This is a genomic window from Nocardia yamanashiensis NBRC 100130 (assembly GCF_001613325.1).
In the GTDB taxonomy this organism is placed as follows: domain Bacteria; phylum Actinomycetota; class Actinomycetes; order Mycobacteriales; family Mycobacteriaceae; genus Nocardia; species Nocardia yamanashiensis.
On the sequence record NZ_BDCD01000026.1, the window covers coordinates 112,123 to 136,502 of the forward strand.

Consider the following 24,380-nt stretch of genomic DNA (forward strand, 5'->3'; position numbering starts at 1 on the left):
GCACGACCCCCGAGGAGCGATGACCATGCTGGCCGCACGACTGCATCTGGGAACGAACCGCCGACTGGAACTGGACGACGTGCCGATTCCGGAGCCCGGCCCGGACCAGGTGCTGATCAAGGTCGAGGCGGCGGGCGTGTGCCTGTCGGATGTGCACCTCATCGACGGCATGCTCAATCCGCTGTTCCTGAAGGGCGACGTGGTCACCCTCGGGCACGAGGTGGCGGGCACCGTGCACGCGCTCGGACCGGATGTCACCACCGCGCGGATCGGCGACCGGGTGCTGTTGCAGGCGGGCGAGACCCGCGGGGCCGCGGTCTACACGCGCGGCGTGGACTACGACGGCGGCTGGGCCGAATACGCCCTGGCGCGAGTCGACACCCTGGTGCCGATTCCCGACGATCTGCCCTTCGAACAGGCGTGCTTCATTCCGGACGCGGTCTCCACGCCGTGGGCGGCCATCACCGCCACGGCCCAGGTGAAAGCCGCCGAGCCGGTGGGCGTCTGGGGCGTCGGCGGGCTGGGCGCGCACGGCGTGCAGCTGCTGCGCATGGTCGGCGCGGCCCCGATCGTCGCGGTCGATCCGCTGCCGGCCGCGCGTGAGCGCGCGCTCGAACTGGGCGCGGACTTCGCCTTCGATCCGGCCGATCCGGACCTGCGCCGCAAGATCTTCGCCGCCACCGGCACCGGTCTGGCCGCCGCCTTCGACTTCGCGGGCGTGGCGGCGGTGCGCGAACAGGCCGTGGTCTGCATGGGCCCCGGCGGCCGGCTGGTGCTGGTCGGGCTCACCGACAAACCCATCACCATTACCGGCGGCACCGCGTTCAGCTTCTTCCAGCAGCAGGTGCGCGGACATTACGGTTCGCAGCCCGAGCACGTCACCGAACTGGTGAAACTGCAAGGGCTGCATCGCATCGACTTCGCGCGCTCGGTCAGCGCGGTGGTGCCGCTGGCCGACGCCGCCAAGGCCGTGCACGATCTGGACACCAAGGAAGGCAATCCGATCCGGATCGTGCTGAAGCCCTAGGCCAAACGGCGCTGGAAGGCGGTACTGGACGCCCCGTTCGCGAGATCCACGGTCATGACCCGCAGGTCGGCCGCGGACGGGGTCAGGTCCAGCACCATGAAGCCGAGATCGTTGTAGTTCTCGTAGAGCGCCGCATTCTGCGTGCCCTTGGACTTGTCCCCGCCGACGGACTTGGCCGCCGCGCCCGAGATGAGCTGCCGGGTGCCCTTGGACGCCGTGTTCGGGTCCAGCACCTGCAGCGAGTGGTCGTGCCCGGACAGGATGAACTGGCACCGGCCCAGCACGTGCTGTTCGAAGAAATCCTGCACGTGAATGCCGTTGATGGGGGCGATGTTCAGGCCCTCGTACTCACCGGCGTTCCCGTGCGGGCCGTTGTTCAGGTACGGGTGATGGGTGCAGGCGATCTTCCACTTGGCGGGCGATTCGGCGATGGCCCGGTCCAGCCAGGCGGCCTGCTCGGTCATGAACTGCCCGTCGGCCGCCCAGTAGGGGGCGAACAGCGGCGGCAGGTAGGCGGCGATGGGATTCAGGTCCAGCACGAAGAATTCGACGATGGGCTGCTCGTGCGGCACGCGCACCGAGTAGTAGCGGGACGGCATGAACCAGCGCGATGAACGCTGGTGATAGTTCACCTCGTGATCGCCGCGCAGCAGCCAGCCGCCGTCACCGGGCAGGATCGAGCTGTTGTCGTGATTGCCCTGGACCATGATCCAGGGGAAGTCGAGATCGTGATTGGGGTCCTCGAACTTGGCGCTGAACTGGGCGTCGTCATCGGCCCACGGGCCCTGTTCGTAGACATTGTCGCCGAGCCCGAGGGCGAAGGAGATCGGTTCGCGGGCGTGCAGGGCGCGCATGGCGTCGGCGACCTGCCATTGCGGCCGCGCGCCGGTGCCGGCATCGCCGGTGACGAGAATGCGCAGGTCGGTGGACCCGGGGAAGGCCGCTTTGGTGACGCCCGCGGATTGCGGGGCGTCGGCGCGGGCCGGTGCGGCGGCGACCGTGGTCAGGCCGGCGGCGGCTGCTGCTCCGGCGGCTCCGGTGAGGAAGCCGCGACGATCCACGGTCATTCAGATCTCCTGTTCCATTCTGGTCGATTGACCAGTATTCCCGCTCGGTTCGAACCGCGCACGACAAGGGCGAATGCCGGTTCACCCTACCCAGCCGACACGCCGCGTTATTCGAGGCAGCGGACCTTTTGACACGGTTACTTCGCGGTGAGAACGTGGTGTGTCCATTTTCATTGGAGCAACACCGGCTCACTCACCGGGCTCGGCCACAGGGGGACGCAGCTATGACGATATTGGGCGCGGGACTTTTCCTCGATTGGGAAGAGCTGACCGGCCAGTCCAAGCTCGTCGTCGATCTGATCAGCTTCCCCATCTTCAGCGGCATCGCCGGTTGGCTCACCAACTGGACCGGCGTACTGATGTTGTTCTGGCCGGTCTTCTTTCGCGGCGTCCGCATTCCCGGGCTGGACATTCTCTACCCCTACCTGCCCAGACGGGTGCAGGTGCTGCCGCTGTTCTCCGGCGACGGCAAACGCTTCGGCTTCCAGGGCTTCATTCCCGCCCGCGCCGAGAAGATGGCCAGCATCTGCGTGGACCGGGCCATCATGCGGATCGGCAGCCCCAAGGAGTTCATTCACGAACTCGATCTGGAGGGCATCGCCGACTACATCGCCGAGGTCGGGCGCAAACAGGTCCCGGCCATGGTCAACGAGATCATGCTGCGCGAGAACCCGGATATCTGGAACGCGGTCCCGCAGGCCGTGCGCACCGTGCTCTACCAGCGGGTGGAGCGGGAGCTTCCGGTCCTGGCGCGCAAGGCTTTCGAACAGCTCGGCGACAATGTCGATCAGCTCATCGACATCAAGGATTTCGTCATCCGGTACCTGCGGGAGAACCCGCACATCCTCAAGGATCTGACCACCACCATCGCCGCGCCCGAGCTCAAGTTCATGGTGCGCATCGGCCTGCTGGGCGCGCCGTTCGGCCTGCTGCTGGCGCTGTACATGCATGTGCACCACGACATTCCGGTGCTGGGCTGGCTGCCGGGCTGGTTCGTCATCCTGACCGTGACCGCGTTCATCGGCGTGATCGTGAACGTCATCGCCGTCAAGATGGTGTTCGAACCGGGCGATCCGCAGCCGCGCTACAAGTACCTGTGGAAGCAGGCGCTGCTGGCCAAGCGCCAGCCCGAAGCCGCCGCCGATCTCTCGCACATCCTCGCCTACCAGGTGCTGACGCTGCCGAATCTGGCCAGGGAACTGCTGGAAGGCCCGAACGGGGACAAGACCCGGCAGCTGCTGGAGCGGCTCATCGCCGCCGAGATCCACCGCCAGCTGGGCCCGACCCACACCGTGGTGCGGACCTTCTTCGGCAAGCGCCAGTTCGACAATCTGAAGGTCGGGGCGACCACCGCGGCGGTGCAACTGGCCCCGAGCCTGGCCGACGATCCGGAATTCGCGGCGGCGCAGGCGAAGAAGATCGACGAGTTCGCCGCCCGCAAACTCCAGCAGCTCACGCCCGGCGAGTTCATGGAGATGTTCTACGCGTCGGTGGAACAGGACGCCTGGCTGCTCTACCTGCACGGCGCCCTGCTCGGCCTGGCCGTCGGCGCGGTGCACCTGGTGCTCTTCGGCTGGTGAACCAATAAACAAGCACGCGTGCTTGCATTTTTCCGGAGGCGCTGCAATGCTTTGGAACGAGACGCGACAGCTGATTTCGCAAGGTGGGGGTAACTCACCGGGAACGCCCGAAATTGGTTCGGCACCCGACCGCCGGCACGCGTTCGGAACGGTCTACGGCTCTCGGCTGCGCGCTGAAGTCGCGGAGAGGCGGAATTGTGGATCTCGAGGCTTTGCTCGCTGACTTCACCGCGGAATGCGAGGAGCTGGACGGGCTGATCGCGGATCTGCCCGCCGCGGAATGGAATCGGGACACCCCGGCCGCGGGCTGGACCATCGCACATCAGATCGGGCATCTGACCTGGACCGATCGGGTGGCCGTGATCGCCGCGACCGATGCCGAGGAATTCGCCGCGCAGGTGCAGGCCGCACTGCCGAAGATGCTCACCTTCGTGGACGAGGCCGCCGAGGAAGAAGCGAAGAAACCCGCCGCCGAACTGCTCGCCGATTGGCGGCGCGACCGGATCGCGCTGGTCGAGGCGCTGCGCGCGGTGCCCGCCGGGACCAAGCTGCCGTGGTTCGGGCCGCCGATGAGCGCGGCCTCCATGGTGACCGCGCGGCTCATGGAGACTTGGGCGCACGGGCAGGATGTGGCGGATGCGCTGGGCGTGCCGCGCGAACCGACTGCCCGGTTGCGAAACATTGCCCATCTCGGCGTGCGGACCCGCAATTTCGCGTACCTGACGCACGGCAAGGACGTGCCCGCCGAGGACTTCCGGATCGAACTGACCGCGCCCGACGGCACGGTCTGGAGCTGGGGACCCGAGGACACCGCGCAGCGAATCTCCGGCCCCGCCTTGGACTTCTGCCTGCTGGTCACCCAGCGCCGGCATCTCGGGGATCTCGCGCTGACGGTGACCGGCGACGAGGCGGCCGAATGGCTCGGTCTGGCACAGGCTTTCGCGGGGCCGCCCGGAACCGGCCGGACGGCAGGTCAGTTCGCCTGACCTGCCGTCACTCCCGGCCCTTCGGCCTTGTTCCCCTATTCCCACAGGGTTCAGAGCGAGCGAGCACTAACGTGGGTGCGCCGTGCCTGGTGCCGACCGGACGCCGTTGGCCGGAAGATTCGATGGCAGTCGAGTTAGTGCTCGCCGCTAGAAGCTAATTACCCATCCTTTCGAGCCGGAAACCTCTTGATTCCGCGCGCTCGAACCTGTGATCCTGATCTCGATCGCGGCAACTGTTACCGCACGCCACCGTAACCTGGACGGGCGTACGACTTTCAACGGTGCGGGTCGTGGGCGTCGAAAGACGCAGGGGGACCAGGGGAGAGGGAAAGGAACGCACCGATATGTCGCATCAACTCGCGACGCAGGCGCACCGGTCTGCCCGGCGCACCGCCCAGGTGCTCCGCTACAGCGCCATCGTCACCGCCGGAATGGCGAGCATCGGTCTGACCGTCGCCGCCGGCTCCTACATCACCAATGCCATGGCCGGGAACCAGTATCCGGGCAAGGCCATCACCGCGGCTCCGGCCGCGAAACCGCCACGGGTCGAACCCGGCGCGCCCCGCGCGGCCGAACTCGACATCCCGGTGGCGAGCGGCGAGCACGTCGGGCTCGTCGCCTTCGTCAGTCACCACGATCCCGAACTCACGGTGCGCAGCGAACTGCCGATCGTCGGCAGCACCCACGCCGCGAGCAGCCCGCAGGCGAGCGGCTACACCGGGCAGGTCCGGCTGGGCGACACCTATGTGGGCGCGCAAGTGGTTCCGGCGCAGCGCAATTCGGTCAGCGTGACCGTGGACACCAATCTCTTCGCCACGCTCGCCGACTACGTGCTGCACACGCCGCTGGGCGAACAGCTGGGCATCGTCACCGATCCGTCCGGCAATACCCAGCTCCGCACCGAGGTCGACACCCGGCGCGGCGAAGTCACGCTCACCCTCAGCGATCCGGGCATCGGACGGCTCGGGGTGCAGGTGGCGCGGCATCCCGCGCCCGCCGACGTCACCGCTGTGTGAGACTTCAGGATGTGTACGACTACTGCGTGATCGGCGGCGGCATCGTCGGCGTGGCCACCGCTCACCGTCTGCTCGACCGGCATCCGGGCGCCAGTCTGGTGCTGGTCGAGAAGGCGGCGGAGCCGGGGACGCACCAGACCGGTCACAACAGCGGGGTCATTCATTCGGGGATCTATTACGAACCCGGCAGTCTCAAGGCGCGGTTGTGCGTGGCCGGGGCGGAATGGACCAAGAAGTTCGCTGCCGCGCACGATATTCCGTTCCGGGAATGCGGAAAACTGCTGGTGGCGACCGATGCCGCGGAGCACGCGCGGATGCTGGCGCTCTACGAGCGGTCGGTGACCAACGGGGTCGAGGTCGAACTGCTGGACGCCGCCGAACTGCGGCGGCGGGAACCGCGGATCACCGGGGTGGGGGCGTTGTTCGTGGCGGCCACCGGAATCATCGACTACGGGAAGGTGACCCGGGCGCTGGCGCAGCGGGTGCGGGACGCGGGCGGGGAGATCGTGCTCGGGGCCGAGGTCACGGGGATCTCCGAAACCGATACCGAGGTAATCGTTTCCGGACCGGCGGGGCAGTGGCGGGCGCGGAACCTGGTGGTGTGCGCGGGATTGCAGGCCGATCGGATGGCGCGGATCGCGGGGCTGGAGGTCGACTTCCGGATCGTGCCGTTCCGGGGCGAGTACTACCAGCTCCCTTCCCATCGCAGAGACCTGGTCAGCACGCTCATCTACCCGATTCCCGACCCCGAATTGCCGTTCCTCGGTGTGCATTTGAGCCCGACCATCGATGGCGAGCTGACCGTCGGCCCGAACGCCGTGCTAGGCCTGGCGCGCGAGGGCTACCGCAAAGGCAGCGTGAACCTCCGCGACGCCCGAGAGATCCTGGGGTTCCCAGGTTTCCACAAGGTAGCCAAGGCCAACGTCCGGACCGGGCTCAAGGAAATGCGGAATTCGCTGTTCAAGCGTGGCTATCTCGCAGAATGCCGCCGCTACTGTCCCGAACTCACCGTGTCCGATCTACTGCCGCGGGAAGCGGGCATTCGCGCTCAGGCGGTATTGGGAGACGGAACTCTGGTCCACGATTTCCTCATCGAGCGCACCCCGCGATCGGTCCACGTTCTGAATGCGCCATCCCCGGCAGCCACCTCGGCACTCCCCATAGCCGACCATATCGTCGCTAATTTGGACGACTGACCTAATTGCCGAACGGCAGTTGAAAAGGGGGTTCGGGGGGTTTCACCCCCGAGCCCCCCTCATTGCCCACTTCGGGCTATTCGTGCAATAAATAGGAGTCCTGTAGTACTTTTAATGGCAGCCGTGGGACAGGGAGCAGCCTATGGGCCATTTCAAGTACGCGAGTGACGTCGGCGCGCCGGTGGAAGTCGCCTTCACATACACGGACAACCATCAGTTCGTGCCCGACTGGGCGTTCGCGGTCGCCGAGTTCGAACCCGTCGGGGACACCGACCACGGTTCGGGCGCGATGTTCGCGGCGACCCTGCGGGTGGCCTTCTGGCATCCCACGGTCGAGTGTGAGATCACCGACTACCGCCGCAACGCGGTCATCGAATACACGCTGCGCAGACGCCGGAAGGGGAAGCCGGCGTCTGCGTGCTCCCCGCTCTGCGTGGTCACCCTGCGTTTCGACCCGCTGGGCTACGGCCGCGCCGTGCTGACCTCGGAAACCGAGTACTGGGCGCCGGCGGGGCTCACCGGCCGGCTGCTCTCGAAGCTGCTGGCCGCGGCCGTACAATCGGCGGTGCGGCGGACCGAGTCGCAATTGCGAAGGGAGATAGAGGAATTCCACGGAACGGATCTTGTCGGCCGGATTGCGTAGGGTAACCAGCATGATCATCGTGAGCACCGACGGATCGTGCCTGCGTAACCCGGGTGGGGCGATCGGCTGGGCATGGGTGAATCACGCCGGTGGCACCGGCAGTGGCGGCGCGTCCTGCGGCACCAATCAGATCGCGGAGCTACGCGCGCTATTGGAGGCCGTCCGCGCTCATCCCGGATCCGAACCGATGCTCATCGAGAGCGATTCCCTCTACGCCATCAAATGCGCCTCCGAGTGGATTCACGGCTGGAAACGCAATGGCTGGAAGACCTCCTCGGGCGGGGCGGTCAAGAACCTGGAGCTGATCCGGCACATCGACCACGCCATCAACGTGCGCTCCGGGCCGGTGCGGTTCCGCTGGGTGCGCGGGCACGTGGGCAACTACTTCAACGAGCAGGCCGACCAGCTCTGCGGTCAGGCCGCGCGCCGGGTCGCCGCCGATCCCAGCCTCTCGGACCCGAATCCCCTGGAACCGTTCGATCCGGTCACCGAACCCCTTCCGGTGGAACCGAAGACCGAACCCATTCCGGTCGTCGCCCCGCCGGAGAAGCCCGCCGCCACCCATTCGGCGCCCGCCACCCCGCGCCGGCGGGCCGCCGCCAAAGCCCCGGCGGCCGACGCCCTCACGCTTTTCTGATCAAACGACCGTGCCCACTGCCATCGGGGCAGCGGGCACGGAAGCTGGTGCGGCAGTGCTCAGTTGCCGGGCTTGGGCGCCGGGGTGGCGGGCGCGGAGGGCGTCACGGTGGTGCCCTGGGAGCCGCTGCCGCCGGTGAACAGCCCGCGGGTGGCGGGGGAGTCGAAGGCGGAGACCTTCCACTTGCCGTCCACCTTCTCCATGCTGGCGATGCCCGGCACGGTCAGCTGATCGGGCTGCGGGTTCACCGAGTTGGTGCGGGTCTGGCTGAGAATCAGCACCACCTTGGCCTTGTTCTCGTCCCCGGACTCCCAGGCGCAGTGGATCTCGTCCAGGTTGGTCTTCACCTGGACGCTGACCATCAGCTCCTTGAGCGAGTCGGTGGCGGTGCCGAAGTCCTTCTCCCACTGCCCGGTGGACAGCGCCTTCACATTGCTGAAGTAGTCGTCCAGGTGCTTGGAGTCGTAATTGGAGATGGCCTTGCCGAAATCGCAGGCCGCGGCGGTGGCGGTATCGCGGGCGTCGAGTTCGTCGGCCCGGTCGCTGGACTTCTTCCACAGCACCGCGCCGCCGGCGATGGCGGCCACGACCACCACGCCCGCCGCGAAGGCGGCGATCATCGGCAATGCCGAGCCATTGCCGCCGCCACCGGAAGGGATGCCCGCCTTCGGCTTCGGCGCGGCGGGCGGAACCGGCGGCGTCGCGGCCGGCGTCTCCGGCTCGCTCTTCTTGCTCAGATCCGGCTTCGCCTCGCTCGACTCGGGTGCGGCCGGGATCTTCTCGGTCGCGGCGTCACCTGAGCTGTCGGCCTGGCCCCCGGGCTGCACGGCATCGGCCTTGGCGGCCTCTTCGGTTGTCTTGTCCTGGGCGGCGTCATCCGACATTGGATCGATCCCCACGCTTTCTCGGTGCGCTGCGAACGCACCGTATCGGTTCGGTCAGCGAGTATGCCGGACCTGTCATTTGATGGGCGGCAGGGTCCGCTCGTTCGGGTCGGCCCCGGCCGGAGCGTACTGGCCGTTATCCGGAACGTCCGGCCGCGGCGCATTGCCGGAGCCGCGAATCTGCTGGTCGGCAGGCGGATTGGTGCAGTAGGTCGTCCACTTCGGCATGGTGGCTTCGGTGACGGCCTCGTTGCGGACCTTCTTGACAGCGTAGTCGCAGAACGGACGCGGCCAGATGTCGACGATGGTGTAGAACTCGTTGTCGTGCGCGGGCACGCCCATCGCGGAGGAGCCGACCACCAGCGACGGGAACAGCGCCCGCAGCGCCGGGACCCGCAGCTGCGCGGCCTTGGTGATGGCCGCGAAGTTGGTGACCAGGCTGGTCATCGGGTCGGCGGTCTTGTCGAGCACCGCGCCGAGGGTTTCCATCTGGCCGGGGGCCTGCTCCAGGATCTTCTGGAGTTCGGCATTGGCATCGTTGAACTGCTGGAACAGCACACTCGAATTCCGGGTCAGCGTACCCAGATCCGGCTGCGCCAGGGCGGTGGTGCCGGTGATGGTCTGCAGGTTCTTGATCAGGTTGGTGGTCTGCGGCAGCAGATTGTCCAGACCGGTGGTGGCCAGGCTGATGCCGTTGATCAGGGACCGCAGCTGGTCCTGCCCGCCGGACAGCGCGGTGTCGAGCTCGGTCAGGATGGTCGAGAACTTGTCCGGATCGATCTGCGCGATGAGCGCGCTGGAGTTGTCCAGCACCGACCACACCGGGGTGGGCGTGCGCACCTTGTCCTTGTCGAACTGCACCACCGAGCCATTGGCCAGGTAGGGCGAGTTCTCGGTATTGGGCCGGAAGTCGATGTACTGCTCGCCCGCGCCGGACAGCGCGCCCACCGAGATCACGGTGTCGGTGGGGATGCGGTACTTCTTGTCGATCTCGACGGTGGCGGCGATGGCCGCGCCGCTGTTCACCAGCTTGATATCGGTGACCTTGCCGACGCGGTAGCCGCGCAGGGTCACGTCGTTGCCGGCCTGCAGACCGCCGGAGCGATCGAGATTGACCGTGACCCGGTAGGTTTCGCGCAGCGGATTCACCCGCATGACGCTGATGGCCAGGTAGGTCGCGCCCACCACCAGGATGAGTCCCAGCGCGAGGTTCGAGACCAGATTCTTGTGGTTCTTCACCCAGTTCATCGGTGGCCCCCGTTCACCCGGCCGTAGATGATCTGCAGGACCTGGATGAGGCTGCCCCCGAAGTCGTTCAGGTCGCGCAGATCGTAGAACTTGCTGTTGGCCGGATCGGTGAGCAGGCCGATGTCGAGCAGGGTCGCCGTGGCCGCGACGGCCAGGGTGTTGCCCTTGAAGGAGGCGTCCGCCATGGGACGGATCTCGTGCAGGGCATCGAGCGCGGGACCCAGGGTGTTCTCGGTCTGGGACAGTGCGTTCATCAGCTTGTGCACATTGTCGAGCAGGCTGGCCAGCTGATCGGAGGTGGTGTTGGCGTAATCGCCCAGGGCCGCACTGGTGGTGGAGACCTTGGTCAGCAATTCACCGATGGCCTGGTTGTTCTCGGCGATGGCGCCGATCATGCCGGGCAGGCTGTCGGCCACCTGGCCGAGCTGATCGTGATTGGCCTGAATGGTGTTGGACAGCGCCGAGAATCCGGCCAGCGTGGAGTCGATGCGCTGGCTGTTGGCATTGAGACTGCCGATGACGCCGGTCATCTCGGTGAGCAGATGGGCCAGCGTCTCGCCCTTGCCGCCCACGATGGAGTCCATTTCCGAGGTCAGCTTGGACAGCGCCGCGACGCCGCCGCCGTTGAACAGCAGCGAGACCGACAGCAGCAGCTCTTCCACGGTGGCGCCGGCCGACGTATTGGTCAGCGTGTCACCGTTTTTCAGCATCTGCGCGCCGGGTTCGGTCTTGGGCTTGGACACCGCCACGAATACGTCGCCGAGCGGGGTGGCCTGCCGTAGTTCCGCCGTACTGCCCACGGGCAGTTCGATATCGGTGCGGATGTCGAGGTCCACATTGGCCTTGAAATCCTTGGTCGTGATCTTGGTGACCACGCCGACGTCGGAACCGCCGATCTTGACCTTGGCCTGATCCGGCAGATTCAGCGCATTGTCGAAGACCGCGTGCACGGTATAGGTGTCGTTGCCCGCGCCGGGCTTGGGCAGCGGCAGGCTCTCCACCGTCACGCCACAGCCCGAGGCCGTCACGGTGACCGCCGCGATGGCGGCCACGGCGATGGCGGCGCGGCGCGCCCGGGTCCCCGCCCAGAGGTCACGAAGGGATCGGTTGCTCATCGCGTCAGCCCCAACATCGCTGCGGTGAGCCCGAAGTCGGGGCCCATGTCTTCCATCTTTCCGGTGCGGCAGCCGTCCGCCTTCATCTGGATGCGCTCGCAGAACAGGCTGACGATCTCGCCGGAGAGCGAGGTGCCGATCAGCCCGTGCAGGCGGATGAAGTTGCCCTGCCGGTTCACCGACCGGTCGAGGTTCTGCATGAGCAGCGGCGCCACGTCGACGATCTCGACCACGCCCGCGGCATTGTCGCGCAACTGCTGGGTGACCGCGGTCAGGCCGGTGAGGGTGCCGTTGAGCTGATCGCTGTACTGCGAGAACGCGCCGGAGGTGTTGGCCAGGAACGCATTCAGCTGATCCAGCGTGGCCTGCAGGCCCGGGGCCTGATCGGCCAGCAGCCCGGACATCTGGGTCATCTTGTTGCTGAAGTCGCGCACCGACTGGTCGTTGTCGGCCAGCATGGTGGTGAGCTCGTTCAGCTTGATGATGATGGTCGAGACCGCGTCCTTGTTGTCGGTGCCGACCTTCAGCGCACCGGACAACGCGTTCAACGTGTCGCGCATCTTGGCGCCGTTGCCGTTCATCATCGGATACAGCACCCGGCCGGACAGCGGGCCGATGCCCTCCTGTCCTTCCTGCGGCGACAGCGCGGCGGAGAAGGCGTCGATGGTCTTGATCATCGTGTCCAGCTCGACCGGCGTATGGGTCTGTTCGGTGGTCAGGTGCGACTTGTCCGGCAACGTGTCGCCGCCGGTGTAGGGCGGGGTCAGCTCGATGTGCCGGTCGGTCACGATGGACGGCGAAACCAGTGCGGCCTCGACGTTCCGGGGCAGCTTCACGCCCTTGTCCACGGTCATGTGGACCTCGACGTAGGTGCCCTTGGGCACGATCTTGTCGACCCGGCCCACCTCGAGCCCGAGCACGGTGATCGGGTTGCCCTCGAACATGCCCGCGATGTTCTCGAAGTCGGCGGTGATGTGCTGGGTCTGCCCGGCCGCGTCCTTGACGCCCAGCGGCACCAGCGAGCACGAGCCGACCGCCAGGGTGGCCGCGCCGATCACCGCCGCCTTGGACAAGCGAGCGAGGTTGGCGCGCTTCAGAATCGATGCTTTCAACTGCATTACTGGCACCCCTCGTTCACCTGCGCGAAGCACAACCAGTTGTCCGGGAACAGCCACGGCAGGGCGACCTCGCCGTAGGGGCCGTTACCGAAGGCGTTGTTGAACGTCCGCACGGACACCGGCATGATCGACAGCAGCCGATCCAGGTTGTCCTTGTTCTTCTGCAGGCCCTCGGCCATGGTCTGGAGCTGGGTCAGCGTCGGACCGAACTGGTCATTGTTCTCCGCGCCGATCTGCTGCAATTGCTTGCTCAGCGTGGCGATATTGTCCAGCAGGTTCTTCAGCAGGCCCTGGCGTTCCATCACCCGGCTGGCGATGGCCTCGCCCTGGGTGATGACCAGCAGCACCGAGTTCCGGTTGTCGCCGAGGATCTTGGTGACCTTGTCCAGATCCTTGAGCAGCTGATCGACCGAATCCTTGCGGTCGTTCATGGTCTTGGCCAGCGCGCCGATGGAATCGAGCGCCTGCGAGGTGAGCTGCGGGGTGTCGCCGAACTGCTGGTTGATCAGGTTCAGCGATTCCGCCAGCTTCTTGGTGTCGAGGGCCTCGAACTTGGGCGTGCCCTGCTGCACCACATCGGCCAGGTTGTACGGAACGACGGTGTTGTTCTTGGGGATTCGGTTCCCCTTCAGCCCGGAACCGTCGCCCGGGGTCAGATCGACATAGCGCGCGCCGAGCAGCGTGGCCATCTTGATCGACGCCTTGGCGTCCGGGCCGAGTTTCAGGTCGTTGTCGACCGAGAGCGAGATCAGCACGTGATCGCCCTCGAGCTCGGCGCCGGAGACGGTGCCGACCTTGACGCCGGCCACCGACACCTTGTCACCGGTCTTGATGCCGGCGGTCTGCACGAATTCGGCCTTGATGGTCTTCTCGCCGATGCCGATCTGCTTGTACAGACTGGAGGCGACCAGCAGGCCGACGATCACCAGCAGGCCGAGCGCGCCGAGCCACAGGTGACGGTTGGAAGCGATGCGGGACTTCAGTTTCGCGATCATGGACGGCACACCGCCGAGTGAGAGTTGCCGCCGATCTGGTTGAACAGACCGCGCGGGAAGAGGACACCGTACAGGGAGACGTCGAGCGAGCAGACGTACGCGTTGGCGTACGCGCCGTTCTGGGTGAACTTGCCGACGTTCGCGAGAATCGCGGGCAGATCCACCGCGGCCTGGTCCAGCTTGGCGCCATTGGCGATCAGCAGGGTCAGCGCATCGGTGGTGGAGCTCTGCGCCAGCGCCAGTTTCGGCTGGATCAGGCCCATCATGTTGGTCAGCGCGGTGGTGGCGTCGGCGATCTGCACCGTCGATGCCTGCAGCGACTGACCCTGGGCGTAGAGCCCGCCGATCAGCGAACGAGTCTGGGTCACCAGGGTTTCCAGCTCGTCGCCGCGCTTGGCCAGACCGGCCATCACACCCGACAGGTTGGTGATGACATCGGACAGGATGGCATCGCGGCGCTGGAAGTCACTGGCCAGCTGCGCCGACTGGGTGATGAAGGCGCTCAGCGAGACGCCGTCGCCCTGCAGCGCCTGCACGAAGGTGTTGGACAGGCTGTTCACCTGCTCCGGCTGCAGCACCTGGAACAGCGGCTGGAAACCGTTGAGCAGACCGGAGATGTCGAAGGACGGCTCGGTGCGCTCGATCGGGATCGAACCATTGTTCTTCAGCGGCAGATGGCTGCCGCCCTTCTTGTCCGGGGCCAGCGCGACATAGCGCTGCCCGATCAGGTTCTGGTACCGGACCAGCGCCTTGGTGTCGCCGTACAGCGTCTGGTCGTTCTGCACGACGAAGGTGACCAGGGCCTGGTTCTTCTTGTCCAGCTCGATCTTCTCGACCTTGCCGACGCGCACGCCCGCCATGCGGACGTCATCGCCCTCACGCAGGCCGAGCACATCGGTGAAGGTGGCCGAGTAGGTGTTGGTCTTGCCGTCCACGGTGCGCGCCAAGGTGTTCCAGATGACCGCGGTCACCAGGACGGACACGATGGCGAAGATCGTGAATCCGATCAGCGGCTTGCGAATGCTCACTTGGCCGCCCCCTGGGAAACTTGCAACGTTCCACCCCTCAGGATCGAGCTCAGCAGCAGGTACTCACCAGCGGTCGGACGCCGGCCCAGCAGGGCGGTGATGGCGTCGTCGCCCGCGTAGGAAATGGCGCCCGCCTGCGGCACGGTCTGCTGCCCGGCATCCGGGCCGGCCGGTGCGGCCGGCTGCGGCGCCCCCAGGTTCGGGAACAGATTCGCGAGCGGGGTGCCCGCGAACGGATTGCCCGCCTGCGGATTCTGCGCGCCCGGAGCGGTGGACTCACCGGTGGTGAGACCCGGAATGCTGGGCAGGCCCGGGATGCTCGGCAGCCCGGTGGTCGGCAGTCCGGCCGCCGAGGCCAGCGCCTTCGGCTTCATCGCCTCCGGCAGGGTGCCGACACTGGATTCCGCCGGCGCGGTGGCGCAGCTCGGGGCCGCCAACTCGCCGTAGCGCGGGCAATCGCCGGCCGCGTAGGGCTTGAACGGCGTGAGGTTGATGCCCACGTTCCAGATCATCTGCTTCTGCGAACCCCAGTGGAAGGTGGTGGTCAGCTTGCGCACCGATTCGTTCAGGTTCGCGATCGACTGCGGAATCGCGCTCGGGTCGTCGGACAGCGCGCCGAACAGCGCACTGGTGCCGGTGGTGACTTCCTTGCCCACGTTGGGATTCCGGGCGAACAGCGCGTTGATCTTGTCGACCGTGGCGGAGCTGCCCGCGAGCAGCGACACCAGCTCGGCCCGCCGATCGGAGATGGTCTGCGCGGTCTTCACCGATTCCGCCAGCACGCCCATGAGTTCCGGCGCCGACTGGTTCAGCGCGTGGAAGGAGCTGGAGAAATCGTTCAGCATGACACCGAGATTCGGGATGGCGTCGTCCACCGACTGCAGCCACCGGTCCACCCGCTCCACGCTGGAACCGGGCATGCGGCCGGAGCCGTCGAGCGCGTAGGACAGCGTGCCCAGCACCCGGCCGAACTGGATCGGGTCGATCTTGCCGAGGATATTGCGCACCGTGGTGAGCGTGTCCTGCAGTGCGATGGTGCCTTTGGACTTGTCCTCGGAGATCTGCGAGCCCTCGGCGAGGTGCGCGCTGTCGGGTCCGTTGTAGACCAGCTCCACCGAGGTGACGGCGAACAGGTTGGACGGCACCACGCGCGCCGTCACGTTCGCCGGGATGCCGGTGTTGTACTCCGGCTTCATCTCGATGTGCACCTGCTGCAGCTCGCCCTTGGCGGCCACCGACACATCCTTGACCGCGCCCACCAGCACGCCGCGGAACTTCACGTCCGCGTTCTCGGGCAGGCCGTCACCGGTGGTCGTCAGATTGGCTGTGACATTGACCTTTTCGATGAAGTAGCCCTTGTACCGGGCCATCAGGAAGCCCAGGATGATGGCGAAAACCGTCAGCCCCGCGATACCCGCCATGAGCAGCTGACGCATGGTCGGGCCACGCCCGCTCGGATCGATGATCATGGTGTGCGCCCCCTATCCCGAGATCCGGATGCCGGGGTTGACGCCCCAGATCGCCAAGGTCATGAACAGGTCCGCGAAGACGACCGCGATGATGCAGAGCTTGATCGCGCGGCCGGCCGCGACACCCACGCCCTCCGGGCCGCCCGAGGCGAAAAACCCGTAGTAGCACTGGATGAACGTGGTGATCGCGACGAAGATGACCGCCTTCAGCAGTGAGTACAGCACATCGTGCGGGATCAGGAACTGATAGAAGTAATGCTGGAAGGTGCCTGTCGCGGTGCCGCCGATCAACGCCACGGTCAGCGAGCAGGAGATGTAGGCCAGCGGCAGCGCCAGGCAGTACAGCGGCAGGATCGCGATCATCGCCGCGATCATGCGGGTGCTCACCAGATACGGAAGCGGCCGGATGGCAACCGATTCCAGCGCGTCGATCTCCTCGGAGATGCGCATGGCGCCCAGCTGCGCGGTGAAGCGGCAGCCGGCCTGGGCCGCGAAGGCCAGGGTGGCGAGCATGGGCCCGAGTTCACGGGTGGTGGCGAAGGCCGAGATGGCGCCGGTGAGCGGGCTCAGGCCGAGCAGGTTGAGCGAGGTGTAGCCCTGGATGGCGACGGTCATGCCGCCGAACGCCGACAGGATCAGCACCACGCCGATGGTGCCGCCGCCGACCACGAGATTGCCGTTGCCCCAGGTGACGTCGCGCAGCAGCCGCCAGACCTCTTTGGGGTAGTGCTTGAACGCCATCGGCATGGAGCCGACCGAGCGCAGGAAGAAGAAGACCTGATGGCCGATGCGGGCCAGCCAGTCGCGCGGCGAGGAGGCGGCGCCCCGGATTTTCTGGAACGGCCGCAGCAGCGGCGGAACATACGTTGCTGACACGGCTTCAGACCATCTGTGGGGGGAAGAAGGAGTTGTACAGCTGCGTGATGATCAGGTTGACCCCGAAGAGCATCACGGCGGACATCACGACCGCGGTGTTCACCGCATTGGCCACACCGCCCGGACCGCCCTTGGCGTTCAGCCCGGCATCACAGGCGATGATGGCGGCGAGCAGGCCGAAGATGAGCGACTTCAGCAGCGCCACAAAGAGATCCACCGTGACCGCGAAGGATGCGAAGGTGCCGATGTAGGAGCCCGGCGTTCCGCCCTGGGCGAAGATATTGAAGATGTAGCCGGTCAGGAAGCCGACGAAGACCACGAAACCGCACAGCAGTACCGACACCAGCATGGCCGCGCCCAGGCGCGGGGCCACCAGCCGGCGCATGGGGTCGACGCCCATCACCTTCATGGCGTCGATCTCCTCCCGAATGGTGCGGGAGCCGAGATCGGCGCAGATGGCCGAGCCGACCGCGCCCGCGATCATGAGCGAGGTGACCAGGGGCGCGCCCTGTTGAATGATGCCCAGGCCGTTGGCCGCGCCGATGAACGAGGTCGCGCCGACCTGTCCGGCGACCGAGCCGACCTGAATCGAGACGATGACGCCGATGGGAATGGCGACCAGCAGCGTGGGCGCCGCCGCGACATTCGCCATGAATGCGCACTGCCGGATGAACTCGGCGAAGGGGAATCGTTTCCGGAAAATCGCGATGAAAAGCTCGGCGACCGCGGACACGCCCATGGACATCATCCGGCCGCCGGTCTCCAGCGACCGCTTGGGATGGTCCTGCCAGTAGGCCTTGGCCCAGTCGACGGCCGCATTCATCCGTGACTCCGGTGGGCTCCCCTGCCCATCGAGGCTCTTGGTCAACTGCACTGACTACCCCTCTCGACGCCGGTTACCCGCCTCCGGCGACTGTTTGCTTGACGCACCTTACTACGGAGTTAGGAAAAACACATCACGCTCTGTGGTTCCGGTCATAGAGCCGGATCACTTTCCCTGAAACGTTGTGAACAGCCACATCACGGTTGGTTTACGAGCCAAAGAAGCAGGCAGATATCTAGAACTTGTTCTAGTTTTTCAAGATCGCCGGGATTGTGAAGACCCACCCGGTAACAATTTGTAGGAATGAATTTATCGGAAATCGATAGCGAATGTGCATTGTTCCCATATCTCCTATCCAAGTCGGTATCGACCGCAACATCCCCGCGACACCCGGAGCAAGCGCCCTTCGCCTGCGTAACAACACGCTTGGGCAACATGTGGCAGTACAAGCTGAAGCCGGGACCGAATACTGACAGGATGAGTACCCAGCAAGTTGATAGGTAGATCAGCTTCCGACATCTGGAGGATCATGATCAGGAAACTCGCCGGTGTGGCCGGCGCTTTCGCCGTCGCTTCGAGTATCGCGCTGGTCGGGAGCGCGGGGATCGCGAGCGCGGACGCTCCGGCGGTCATCGGCGGCGGCTCCGGCATCATCATCGACGACATGTTCGAGTGCACCGTGACCACCATCGGTCACGACGGCGCGGGCCGCCTGGTCGGTCTCACCGCCGGGCACTGTGGCGATCCGGGCGCCAAGGTCTATGCCGAGGCGTCCCGTGGATCCGGCCAGATCGGCCGGTTCGTGTACTCCAATCACGACTTGGACTACGCGGTCATCGAATTCGATGCGAGCCGGACCATCCCGGTCAACCGCATCGGCAATGTGACCATCACCGGGGTCGGCGGTCCGCCGGGATTCCCGATGATCGTCTGTAAGGAAGGCCGGACCACCGGCAACACCTGCGGCATCTCCTGGGGCGACGTGTTCGGCACGAACATCGAGACCTGGAGCCAGATGTGTGTGGTGGAGGGCGATTCGGGCGCACCGGTCGTCGTCGGCTCCACGCTGGTCGGCATGGTGAACGCCTATCTCGCCGTCGCCTGCTTCGGTCCCGAGGTCGGGACCAATATGAGCAGCATCATGGCGGATATCAACGGGCGCGGTGGCGTCGGCTCGGGGTACTACCCCATCTAGCGACGAGGACGGAAGAGGCTGCGATCCGGTTGGATCGCAGCCTCTTCCGCGTTTCCGGGCCGCTCGCTCAGAGCGCCGCCAGGCACACCACGACCTGGCGCGTCTCGTAGGCGTAGCCCTTGTCGCCGCTGGTGCAGTCGTCGATCGAGCTGGTGTTCTTCAGGATCGACAGCACTTTCACGCCTTCCGTCGCATTCGCGCCGGTGCAGGAGACCCGGTGCGGGTCCTCGCCGCCCAGATCCAGGCAGTCGCCGACGACCCAGTCGATGTCCAGGCAGATGGCGCCGGTCTCGACGCCATTGGTGGTCTCGTAGTACGCCTGATCGATATCGGCCGGGCACTGCGCGTTGGTCTTGGCCTTGGCCACCACCTTGTAATTGGCTTCCTTGCCGCCGCAGGTCTCCTTGCTGATGATGGCGTTGTCGGTGGTGCCGCCGAGCTTCACGCAGTCACCGATATTGGCCTTGAAGTCGGTCTTCCCGCCGCCGTTGGGATTCGAGGGCTTGGCGCTCGGCTTGGCCGAGGGCTTGCCGCCGCCGGTCGGCGCCGCGGACGGCTTGCCGGTCGAGGTGGGCTGCGGGCCACCGGGGGCGGCCTGCGGGTTTCCGGAAATGGTGGCGCCGCAGCCCGCGAGCAGCAGGGCGACGGCGGAGATCGCGGGGAGGGCGATCCGGGCGGAGATCCGCTGGCGCAACACAACAGTCCTAAGATTTGAGAAACAGGTAGCTTTGACTTTGCGCCATGCATATCACACGTCCTCGAACCAGCGCCCGGCTCGATTCGTATAGGAGAGGGTGACCACGGCAAGCGAATCCGCCGATCCGAGCACACCGGTCCGGCTCCGGGAACCACGGCTGCCGGTGCTGGACGCGTTCGCGGCGGGCGCCGACCTGGCCGCGTACTTCCGGTGGCGGCGCCGGCGCGACGGGGATCCGTTCCTGGTGCGTTTCCCCGGACTGGGCTCGGCGGTGTTCACCGGGACGCCGGCCGGAGCGCGGGAGTTGCTGCGGGCGCCGGTCGAGCTGCTGACGCCGCCGCTACCCAATCCGATCGAGCCGATGGTGGGGCCGGCTTCGCTCATTCTCCAGGCGGGCGGGCAGCATCGGAGCGATCGGGCGTTGCTGGCGCCGGCCTTTCACCGGAATCGGATCAGCGCGTACGGCAAGACAATTCGCGAGGCGGCGCTGGCGGAATTACACGACGATCATCAGGGCCGCGCATGGTTATCGGGGCGGCGAGTGGATGCGCGGGCCGCGGCGCGGGCGATAACCATGCGGGTGATCCTGGCGGCGGTATTCGGAATAGACGATCCGGCGCGGCGGTCCGAATTCACCATTGCCACAACCGAATTCCTGAATTCTTATGGCACTTCGCTTTTCCTGATTCCGGTGCTGCGGCGCAATATGCACGGAATATCGGGCTGGGAGCGATTCACCGCCGCGCGGGAGCGGTTCGATCGGCTCATCGACGCGGAAGTGGCGCGGCGGCGGGCGAATCCTGTTGCCGGACAGGATATTTTGAGCCTGCTGCTGGAGTCGCGTTACGAAGACGGCAGTGCCGTAAGCGATTCCGACCTTCGCGACCAATTGCGCACCCTGCTGGTGGCCGGGCACGAGACCACGGCGACCACGCTGGTGTGGGCGCTCTACCGGCTGCACCGGCAACCGGAAGCACTGGCGCGACTACGGGACGAGCTGACCGCGGCGGGACCGGGGCTCGATCCGCTCGAACTGGTGAAACTGCCCTATCTGGACGCGGTCTGCCAGGAGACGCTGCGCCTGCACCCGCCGGTGCCGCTCGTATTGCGCAGGCTCACCGGTGATTTCGAGCTGCGCGGGGCGGCACTGGTGGCGGGGGACACCATGGGCATCGCGGTGCCGCTGCTGCACTCCCACCCCGAGGTGTGGTCCAGACCGCAGGACTTCGCGCCGGAGCGGTTTCTCGAACGCCGGTACGGCCCATTCGAATTCGTCCCGTTCGGCGGCGGGCACCGGCGCTGCGTCGGGGCGGCGCTGGCCGATTACGAACTACGCATCGTGCTCGCCACGGTGCTCGAGACAGTGCGGCTGGAATTGTCTCCGCGTTTCGCACGGGGACGGATACCGATGACGGTGCCGCACAATATTGCGACCGGTCCGCATGCGGCCATCAGCTTCGAAGTACGCGAAGCCTGATGCGACGTCCGTGATTTCGATCACAACCGGGTTTGAGGAAGTAAACACTCCGGTCGCTTCGGAGTATGTGGGGGTACAGAGGAATCGCCGACGCCATCGGCATATTCGCAGTCAGTGCATAGCCTGCCGCAGGTGTTGTGACGCGTAACACACCAGGGAGTCGGTATGCATAACTGGCAGAACGCGATTGGCGTGCCATCCATTGCCGGGTACTAATGGATGCGGGGTTGGGACCTACGCGAGTGAACCGTGCTCGCACTCTGCGTGTGAACGAGGATCGAGAGGACCACTGCTGTGCGCTTAACCCGCCGGAACCGGAAGACGGGACTGATCACCCTTGCCGCCCTCGCGGCGACCGGAGCCGTGTTGGCAGCACCAGCATCAGCCGGACCGCTATGGCCGGGCGGGCCCGAAGTGCCGGGCGTGCCCTCCGCCGTGATGCCGCAGCCCGCGCCGGGCTCGCTGCCCACCGATCCGAACGCCAAGTCGCCGATTCCGCCGGCCAACTTCACGGCCCCGAACATCAGCCCCGGTGACGGGGAAGTGGTCGGCGTGGCCCAGCCGGTCATCATCAACTTCAAGGAGCCGGTGAGCGATCACGAGACGGCCGAGAAGGCCATCCGGATCACCTCCACCAACAAGGTGGACGGCCACTTCTACTGGATGGGCGACAAGCAGGTCCGCTGGCGGCCCGAGAACTTCTGGCCGGCCGGTTCCAAGATCACCGTCGAGGCCGGCGGCACGCATGTGGCCTACGAGGTCGGCGACGAGTTCATCGCCACCGCCGACGACACCACCCACGAGATCGTGGTGACCCGCAACGGCGAGGTCGTCAAGACCATGCCCACCTCCATGGGCAAGACCGGGCACGAAACCCCGAACGGCACCTACATCGTCAGCGAGCGCAATCGCAAGATGATCATGGATTCCTCCACCTACGGCGTGCCGGTGACCGCTCCCGAGGGCTACAAGCTCGAGGTCGAGTACGCCACCCGCATGTCCAACAGCGGCATCTTCGTGCACGCCGCGCCGTGGAGCGTTGCGCAGCAGGGTGTTTCGAACACCTCGCACGGCTGCCTGAACGTGTCCACCGCGGACGCCAAGTGGTTCCAGGAGAACGTGAAGAAGGGTGACCCGGTGATCGTGAAGAACACCAAGGGCGGCACCCTGTCCACCAGCGACGGCTGGGGCGACTGGAATTAAGGGGTAACCCCTCCAGCAGACGGATATTCGAGGACCCTCGCCCTGCCGGGCGGGGGTCCTCGCGTTTCGGGCGGAGCGGCTTGCGTTCTCGGACCAGGCGGGCCGATGTCCCGTGTTGGCCACCCGTTCACGTGAATTCTGGCTCGAAAGAGACTGGGCATCCGTACTATTCGGCGCATGTCCGCGCCGCCTGCGGGTGATCCCGGTGAACACGAGGTGGCGCTTGCGCGCCCACAGTTCAACGGGTTGGCATCCATACGTCACCGGCTATTCGCTCGCAACCGTCAGGCTGCGCGGGTGCGATCGAGCCCCGAACGAGTACTGCCGCAGCCACCTGGGAGGGGCTGGCGCAAGCGGCCCTGGCCGGATTACGCGCTGTTCACCGTTCTGGTGCTGCCGAATCTGATCCTGTTGTCGGTCTTCGTGTATCGGCCGCTGCTCGACAATATCCGGCTGTCGTTCTTCGACTGGAACATCTCCGACACCGAGTCCACCTTCGTCGGTTTCGACAACTACGTCGAGTGGTGGGGGCGCGACGATTCATGGCAAATCGTCCGCAATACCTTGGTCTTCACGCTCTTCGCCGTCGTCGGCAGCATGGTGCTGGGCCTGGCGCTCGCCCTGCTGCTGGACCGGAAGCTGTTCGGGCGCAATGTGGTCCGCTCGGCCATCTTCGCGCCGTTCGTGATCTCCGGCGCGGCCATCGGCGTGGCCTTCCAATTCGTCTTCGACCCCACGGTCGGCCTGGTGCAGGACCTGCTGCACAAGCTCGGCGTGGAGAACGTGCCGCAGTTCTACAAGGATCCGCACTGGGCGATGTTCATGGTGACCGTCACCTACCTGTGGAAGAACCTCGGCTACACCTTCGTCATCTACCTGGCCGCCCTGCAGGGCACCCGCCAGGATCTGATGGAAGCCGCCGAGATCGACGGCGCGAGCCGGTGGACCACCTTCACCCGGGTGCTCATGCCGCAGCTGCGGCCCACCACCTTCTTCCTGTCGATCACCGTGCTGCTCAACTCGCTTCAGGTCTTCGACATCATCTACACGATGACCCGCGGCGGGCCGCTGGGCACCGGCACCACCACCATGGTGGTCCAGGTCTATCGCGAATCCTTCGTCAACTTCCGGGCCGGCTACGGCGCGACGGTCGCCACCATCATGTTCGTGGTGCTGCTGATCGTGACGCTGCTCCAGGTGCGCATCATGGATCGGGCCGAGCGGTCATGAAGTTCAAGCGCGGCGACAGCGCTTTCTGGGCGGACGTTTTCGGCTACCTCGCCATGGTGTGCGTACTGATCATCGTCGGCGTGCCGCTGTTCTGGATCGTCGTCAACTCCTTCAAGGACCACGACGACATCTACGTGCAGGCCGGGCAGGGCGCGGTGTACTGGCCGAACCGCTGGCATCCGGAGAACTACAAGGAAGCCACCACCACGCTGCCGTTCTGGACCTTCCTGCGGAACTCGCTCATCGTCACCGGCGTGGTGGCGGGCGTGAAGTTCGTGCTCGGCGTGCTCAGCGCGTACGGGCTGGTGTTCCTGCGGTTCCCGGGCAAGAACATCCTGTTCCTGGTGATCATCGCGGCGCTCATGGTGCCCAATCAGATCACCGTCATCTCCAACTACGCGCTGGTCTCGCAGCTGGGCTGGCGAAACACGCTGGTGGGCATCATCGTTCCGCTGTGCGGGGTGGCCTTCGGGACCTTCCTGATGCGCAATCACTTCCTGTCGCTGCCGAACGAGGTCATCGAGGCGGCGCGCATGGACGGCGCGGGCTGGTGGCGGCTGCTCACCCGGGTGGTGCTGCCCATGTCCGGGCCGACCATGGTGGCCTTCGCGGTCGTCACGCTGGTCAACGAGTGGAACGAATACCTGTGGCCGTTCCTGATGGCCGACAGTTCCGAAGTGGCCACGCTGCCCGTCGGTCTCACCCTGCTGCAGAACACCGAGAACCCGAGCATCACCAACTGGGGGCCGGTGATGGCCGGCACCCTGCTCACCATGCTGCCGATCCTCATCGTCTTCCTGGCCCTGCAGCGTCACATGATCAAGGGCCTCACCTCCGGTGCGGTCAAGGGCTAAGTCCCAGAAGGAGATT

General features: G+C 65.9%; 23 protein-coding genes. 12 read left to right on the top strand and 11 right to left on the bottom strand.

Annotated features, from left to right (window positions below):
- Positions 1 to 25 precede the first annotated feature (25 nt).
- Positions 26 to 1,027 carry a zinc-binding dehydrogenase gene (locus tag NY1_RS30120; protein WP_233434556.1) on the top strand — a complete coding sequence of 334 codons (1,002 nt, stop codon included), beginning with the start codon at positions 26 to 28 and terminating at the stop codon, positions 1,025 to 1,027.
- On the opposite strand, the gene NY1_RS30125 is transcribed toward NY1_RS30120, so the two are convergent.
- Complete coding sequence (locus NY1_RS30125) at positions 1,024 to 2,094, bottom strand: metallophosphoesterase (protein WP_067720513.1); 1,071 nt, start codon at positions 2,092 to 2,094, stop codon at positions 1,024 to 1,026. The two genes, NY1_RS30120 and NY1_RS30125, sit on opposite strands and share 4 nt — an antisense overlap.
- 224 nt (positions 2,095 to 2,318) lie before the next feature.
- Between NY1_RS30125 and NY1_RS30130 the strand changes: the two genes are divergently transcribed.
- The 6 genes from NY1_RS30130 (at position 2,319) to NY1_RS30155 (ending at position 8,152) form a co-directional block, all read left to right on the top strand.
- Positions 2,319 to 3,674: a DUF445 domain-containing protein gene (locus NY1_RS30130; RefSeq protein WP_067720514.1), complete on the top strand. Its 1,356-nt coding sequence runs from the start codon at positions 2,319 to 2,321 to the stop codon at positions 3,672 to 3,674.
- A 194-nt stretch (positions 3,675 to 3,868) separates the two neighbouring features.
- On the top strand, positions 3,869 to 4,660 hold the full coding sequence (locus NY1_RS30135; protein ID WP_067720566.1) for a TIGR03084 family metal-binding protein: 792 nt from the start codon (positions 3,869 to 3,871) through the stop codon (positions 4,658 to 4,660).
- 344 nt (positions 4,661 to 5,004) lie between these two features.
- Entirely contained in the window at positions 5,005 to 5,676 is a 672-nt protein-coding gene (locus NY1_RS30140) for a hypothetical protein (protein ID WP_067720515.1), read from the top strand.
- A gap of 11 nt (positions 5,677 to 5,687) precedes the next feature.
- Complete coding sequence (gene lhgD / locus NY1_RS30145) at positions 5,688 to 6,872, top strand: L-2-hydroxyglutarate dehydrogenase (protein WP_067720516.1); 1,185 nt, start codon at positions 5,688 to 5,690, stop codon at positions 6,870 to 6,872.
- 142 nt (positions 6,873 to 7,014) lie between these two features.
- Complete coding sequence (locus NY1_RS30150; protein WP_067720517.1) at positions 7,015 to 7,515, top strand: SRPBCC family protein; 501 nt, start codon at positions 7,015 to 7,017, stop codon at positions 7,513 to 7,515.
- Between the two features lie 10 nt (positions 7,516 to 7,525).
- Positions 7,526 to 8,152 (top strand): ribonuclease H family protein, encoded by a 627-nt coding sequence (locus NY1_RS30155; RefSeq protein WP_067720518.1) that lies wholly within the window; start codon positions 7,526 to 7,528, stop codon positions 8,150 to 8,152.
- Positions 8,153 to 8,211: 59 nt separating this feature from the next.
- Here the strand turns inward: NY1_RS30155 and NY1_RS30160 are convergent, their stop codons facing one another.
- The 9 genes from NY1_RS30160 to NY1_RS30200 form a co-directional block, all read right to left on the bottom strand.
- Positions 8,212 to 9,036 carry a hypothetical protein gene (locus NY1_RS30160; RefSeq protein WP_067720519.1) on the bottom strand — a complete coding sequence of 275 codons (825 nt, stop codon included), beginning with the start codon at positions 9,034 to 9,036 and terminating at the stop codon, positions 8,212 to 8,214.
- A gap of 75 nt (positions 9,037 to 9,111) precedes the next feature.
- On the bottom strand, positions 9,112 to 10,284 hold the full coding sequence (locus NY1_RS30165) for an MlaD family protein (RefSeq protein WP_067720520.1): 1,173 nt from the start codon (positions 10,282 to 10,284) through the stop codon (positions 9,112 to 9,114).
- A complete protein-coding gene (locus NY1_RS30170) occupies positions 10,281 to 11,399 on the bottom strand; it encodes an MCE family protein (RefSeq protein WP_067720521.1) in 1,119 nt (372 codons plus the stop codon). Before NY1_RS30170 ends, NY1_RS30165 begins: the two co-directional genes overlap by 4 nt.
- Positions 11,396 to 12,517 carry an MCE family protein gene (locus NY1_RS30175; protein ID WP_067720522.1) on the bottom strand — a complete coding sequence of 374 codons (1,122 nt, stop codon included), beginning with the start codon at positions 12,515 to 12,517 and terminating at the stop codon, positions 11,396 to 11,398. The genes NY1_RS30170 and NY1_RS30175 overlap by 4 nt, the downstream gene beginning before the upstream one ends.
- The gene (locus NY1_RS30180) at positions 12,517 to 13,512 is read right to left on the bottom strand and encodes an MCE family protein (protein WP_067720523.1); all 996 of its coding nucleotides are present in this window, start codon (positions 13,510 to 13,512) and stop codon (positions 12,517 to 12,519) included. Before NY1_RS30180 ends, NY1_RS30175 begins: the two co-directional genes overlap by 1 nt.
- The gene (locus tag NY1_RS30185) at positions 13,509 to 14,540 is read right to left on the bottom strand and encodes an MCE family protein (protein ID WP_067720524.1); all 1,032 of its coding nucleotides are present in this window, start codon (positions 14,538 to 14,540) and stop codon (positions 13,509 to 13,511) included. The genes NY1_RS30180 and NY1_RS30185 overlap by 4 nt, the downstream gene beginning before the upstream one ends.
- Positions 14,537 to 16,009, bottom strand: coding sequence for an MlaD family protein (locus NY1_RS30190; RefSeq protein WP_067720525.1), 1,473 nt, complete (start codon positions 16,007 to 16,009; stop codon positions 14,537 to 14,539). The genes NY1_RS30185 and NY1_RS30190 overlap by 4 nt, the downstream gene beginning before the upstream one ends.
- Before the next feature lie 12 nt (positions 16,010 to 16,021).
- The gene (locus tag NY1_RS30195; RefSeq protein ID WP_067720526.1) at positions 16,022 to 16,885 is read right to left on the bottom strand and encodes an ABC transporter permease; all 864 of its coding nucleotides are present in this window, start codon (positions 16,883 to 16,885) and stop codon (positions 16,022 to 16,024) included.
- Positions 16,886 to 16,889: 4 nt separating this feature from the next.
- Positions 16,890 to 17,708, bottom strand: a complete 819-nt coding sequence (locus NY1_RS30200) for an MlaE family ABC transporter permease (protein WP_067720527.1) — start codon at positions 17,706 to 17,708, stop codon at positions 16,890 to 16,892.
- Between the two features lie 529 nt (positions 17,709 to 18,237).
- Here NY1_RS30200 and NY1_RS30205 point away from each other — a divergent pair.
- Entirely contained in the window at positions 18,238 to 18,903 is a 666-nt protein-coding gene (locus NY1_RS30205; protein ID WP_067720528.1) for a chymotrypsin family serine protease, read from the top strand.
- A 67-nt stretch (positions 18,904 to 18,970) separates the two neighbouring features.
- On the opposite strand, the gene lppU is transcribed toward NY1_RS30205, so the two are convergent.
- Complete coding sequence (lppU, locus tag NY1_RS30210) at positions 18,971 to 19,600, bottom strand: LppU family putative lipoprotein (protein WP_067720529.1); 630 nt, start codon at positions 19,598 to 19,600, stop codon at positions 18,971 to 18,973.
- 97 nt (positions 19,601 to 19,697) lie between these two features.
- Between lppU and NY1_RS30215 the strand changes: the two genes are divergently transcribed.
- From NY1_RS30215 to NY1_RS30230, 4 genes are all read left to right on the top strand, one after another.
- Positions 19,698 to 21,077 carry a cytochrome P450 gene (locus tag NY1_RS30215; protein ID WP_084535595.1) on the top strand — a complete coding sequence of 460 codons (1,380 nt, stop codon included), beginning with the start codon at positions 19,698 to 19,700 and terminating at the stop codon, positions 21,075 to 21,077.
- A 276-nt stretch (positions 21,078 to 21,353) separates the two neighbouring features.
- The gene (locus NY1_RS30220) at positions 21,354 to 22,280 is read left to right on the top strand and encodes a L,D-transpeptidase (protein WP_084535597.1); all 927 of its coding nucleotides are present in this window, start codon (positions 21,354 to 21,356) and stop codon (positions 22,278 to 22,280) included.
- A 255-nt stretch (positions 22,281 to 22,535) separates the two neighbouring features.
- Positions 22,536 to 23,510, top strand: coding sequence for a carbohydrate ABC transporter permease (locus NY1_RS30225; RefSeq protein WP_439956052.1), 975 nt, complete (start codon positions 22,536 to 22,538; stop codon positions 23,508 to 23,510).
- Entirely contained in the window at positions 23,507 to 24,364 is an 858-nt protein-coding gene (locus tag NY1_RS30230) for a carbohydrate ABC transporter permease (RefSeq protein ID WP_067720532.1), read from the top strand. The genes NY1_RS30225 and NY1_RS30230 overlap by 4 nt, the downstream gene beginning before the upstream one ends.
- Positions 24,365 to 24,380 lie beyond the last annotated feature (16 nt).